Raw genomic sequence first — 1,195 nt, forward strand, 5'->3', positions numbered from 1 at the left:
TCTTTACGAGTCGGCAGTTCGGGAAGCGTTTCCAAAGAATCGGGTTCAGTTGATGGATGCGCCGTGCTTTGCGAACGCGAAGGGCTTTCTGATCATCGGCGAATCGACGCTAGCGCGTGAGCGTAAGCTCGGGGTGGCAGCATGACAAGAAAGATGCTGATCAAGGTGACGGTGGACGAGGCTCTCTACCCTGAGCTCTATCAGCGTCTGGATGAACATAATCCACGATTGCGCGCGGCCGTGCTCCGATCACTTGCGAGCGACACAGCACGGGCCGTGATCGGCGGGCGCGAGTTAGTCGGTGCCGGCAAACGCGAACGGTTGCCAGCCTATGCGGAACAGCCGGTCGAAGCGCTCTCGGCTACTAAAGTCTCTGCTCTTCCTGCATCGTCCATCTCGACTGTTGCGGCGCATTCGGCAGCACCTTCTCGCGCAGCTGATCAAGATGTGCCGGCACAGCTTGATCGTTTCAACTACGATGAGATCGGCGATCAGTTTTCTAATTTCTAGCTGACTGTCGCCCGGCACCGGTCACCGCTTTTATCGTAGATATCGCGTCTCCCCGACTGCCCCGCAGTCGGGTTCGCGCCCAGCTGAAGAACTTAGAAACTCCATCTAAGCCAACGAGCGGCCCGGATCAAGCGACTTGCTCGCAACATGGTGACAGTATCGCTACCGGGCTAACTCGCGCTGTGGCTTGACTTCGGCGCTCTGATGGCAAGATGAGTTCTAAGTGTAGCCGATGCACATCCTGATCAACGACCAATGAGACGCTTTATGAACATTCTCAATAACCTGACGCAACTGGACTGGACGCGCGGCGTGCGCATGTGGATTCTCGTGGCCGCCGCGCTGGCTGCTTGCGAGGCGGCTTATTTGTTTCATCGCGCTCTGTTCCGCCAAGCCAACGGAGCCGATGATGTACGCTAAATTCATGGCACTGCCTTTTTTTGCGCGACGCCTCATCATCGCCATGGCGTCTCTCTTCGTGATGTGGGTCTGTGCCTATCTGCCAAAGAGCGGGTTGACTCAAGTGCTGATCGGCTCAGGCGCGTTCATTATTTTTTGGGCAACCGGCCTCCTCATGCCTTTCCTCAAGGTCACGTTTTTCGTCCTGAGGTGGCGTTTGTGGTACGTCGTGCGCTACAAGTAGCCTCTGAACCGCGAGCCACAAATAGAAAAGCCCCGACCAATG

3 protein-coding genes are annotated in these 1,195 nt (G+C 56.5%); all 3 read left to right on the plus strand.

Features of this window, described 5'->3' with window-relative positions; translation table 11 throughout:
* The first annotated feature begins 141 nt into the window (after positions 1-141).
* The 3 genes from NCT32_RS32120 (at position 142) to NCT32_RS32130 (ending at position 1,153) form a co-directional block, all read left to right on the plus strand.
* The gene (locus NCT32_RS32120) at positions 142-510 is read left to right on the plus strand and encodes a hypothetical protein (RefSeq protein WP_250491225.1); all 369 of its coding nucleotides are present in this window, start codon (positions 142-144) and stop codon (positions 508-510) included.
* Between the two features lie 267 nt (positions 511-777).
* Positions 778-930, plus strand: coding sequence for a hypothetical protein (locus tag NCT32_RS32125; RefSeq protein ID WP_250491226.1), 153 nt, complete (start codon positions 778-780; stop codon positions 928-930).
* Positions 917-1,153 carry a hypothetical protein gene (locus NCT32_RS32130; RefSeq protein WP_250491227.1) on the plus strand — a complete coding sequence of 79 codons (237 nt, stop codon included), beginning with the start codon at positions 917-919 and terminating at the stop codon, positions 1,151-1,153. Before NCT32_RS32125 ends, NCT32_RS32130 begins: the two co-directional genes overlap by 14 nt.
* The last annotated feature ends 42 nt before the right edge of the window (positions 1,154-1,195 follow it).

This window comes from Caballeronia sp. INML2, from assembly GCF_023631365.1.
GTDB classification, from domain to species: Bacteria; Pseudomonadota; Gammaproteobacteria; order Burkholderiales; family Burkholderiaceae; genus Caballeronia; species Caballeronia turbans.